The 1,537-nt window shown below is 40.1% G+C and carries 3 protein-coding genes; 1 reads left to right on the forward strand and 2 read right to left on the reverse strand.

Annotation, left to right across the window (positions count from 1 at the left end):
- On the forward strand, window positions 1-284 hold a 284-nt coding region (locus ACY2RQ_RS19275; RefSeq protein WP_490114637.1), incomplete at its 5' end, for a hypothetical protein.
- A gap of 335 nt (window positions 285-619) precedes the next feature.
- Here the strand turns inward: ACY2RQ_RS19275 and ACY2RQ_RS19280 are convergent.
- Together ACY2RQ_RS19280 and ACY2RQ_RS19285 are read right to left on the reverse strand one after the other, a co-directional pair.
- Window positions 620-1,234: a hypothetical protein gene (locus ACY2RQ_RS19280; protein ID WP_490114638.1), complete on the reverse strand. Its 615-nt coding sequence runs from the start codon at window positions 1,232-1,234 to the stop codon at window positions 620-622.
- 2 nt (window positions 1,235-1,236) lie between these two features.
- Window positions 1,237-1,470 carry a DUF2188 domain-containing protein gene (locus tag ACY2RQ_RS19285; RefSeq protein WP_490114639.1) on the reverse strand — a complete coding sequence of 78 codons (234 nt, stop codon included), beginning with the start codon at window positions 1,468-1,470 and terminating at the stop codon, window positions 1,237-1,239.
- Window positions 1,471-1,537 lie beyond the last annotated feature (67 nt).

Genomic DNA, 1,537 nt, shown 5'->3' on the forward strand with positions numbered 1-1,537 from the left:
AACGCCCAAATCAGGTGCGCCGTAGGCGTCACCTGGATTTTTTTGTTAGCTGTTTTTTTAAACTGAACTTTGCAGTTTTGCCCAACCTTACGGGCCTTGGCTTTCTGGTCCTGGCGCATGATGAAAGCAAAGACGAAAGTGCTGATGCCGGGTTTGTGACGACAGTGATGTGGCATGGAATGCCACCAAAAAGCTTGAACTTTGCCCGGCTTAACTCGAAAAGCATTTACGCTGAACTCAATCGCCAGCAAACCATGAACAAAGAAACCTTCTTCGCTCGGTAAAGCTGAAGATATTTGCCCTACCTTTCTACCTCAGTTCTTCGTTGAGCTGGCACACGACGAAAGCAAAAACGAAAAAGCTGATGCCGGGATTGTGACAACAGTGATGTGGCATGGAATGCTACCAAGAAGACTGAACTTTACCCGGCTTAACTCGAAAAGCATTTACGCTGAACTCAACTGCCAGCTTTTCACTGAACTTAACGCTCAAAGTTTACGACAGCTTCTCTATTTCTTCTCGATGATTATGCTGAACCAGAGCAAAAGGAATGACAAACTCACCTTTAACAGCTAACGCCTAAATCAGGTGCGCCGAAGGCGTCACCTGGATTTACTTGTTATGTTTCGGTTTCAAACCACTCTGACATATGCTGCATTATTTCAGGGATTTGAACTTCATCAATATTTTCATGACCATCTTTTTCGACTAACTCATCATAAAGATACGCATGAAAATCATTAAGTTTGTTCCAGATTTTTTGCCCGCTATGCACTCGAATAGATTCAACTGTTACGAACCAATCTCTTACAACTTTTACAATTTTATCAGGTTCATCATCATGCTTTTTTATGTCAGAGCCAGACAAATCAGATAATGCTTTTTGATAGCGATACTGCTCTTTCTCTAGAATAAGTATTTGCTTTGTTGACCACTGATTTCCTTTAAGTTTTTGACATCCATAGTCTATGCCTAATTCAAATGGCATATTCATACGAAAGTGTTCATTTTCATCAACAGACACAATACGAGATATATCATGAATCCCAAACTTTGACTCATTGATAAGATTAACAATTTTGTCAATTCTTGTTTCAGCTGAGTCTGCCCTTTCCAAAGAAAGACGAGGATTGTAGCCAAGGTATTTTATTGTGAAGATTACGGCTAAAAGTAACTCCCTATAATCTTCGTCAAAAGGGCAGTTAACGAAGACATTTTTATCAAAGTCATCCATGTTTACTTCTTATCTTTAGGAGGGTGAGGGTCATTTCCATAACTATCTTTTTCACGGATTTTCCCATCTCGACCATGCACATAAAATTCAGCTTTTTGATTTTTTGCTACATCTCTTCCCCAGTCAATAGCTTCCTGTTGCGTATCAAATTTCTTGCTGGCTTTATCACTTCCGCCTTTGCGAACAGACCAACCTCCATCACTGTTTTTTACAACATGTTGAGATTTTTTACTCATGATTAACTCCTTAATGGATACTCGGAATGTGATTTAGAAACATAACGCCTGCATCAGGTGCGCCGTC

The sequence above is a fragment of the Parendozoicomonas sp. 209JJ7-1 genome (genome assembly GCF_058147085.1).

Bases quoted from the DNA above. Each gene is read 5' to 3' on its own strand.
- ACY2RQ_RS19280 (WP_490114638.1), bottom strand. From the start codon at position 1,234: ATGGATGACTTTGATAAAAATGTCTTCGTTAACTGCCCTTTTGACGAA.
- ACY2RQ_RS19285 (WP_490114639.1), bottom strand. From the start codon at position 1,470: ATGAGTAAAAAATCTCAACATGTTGTAAAAAACAGTGATGGAGGTTGG.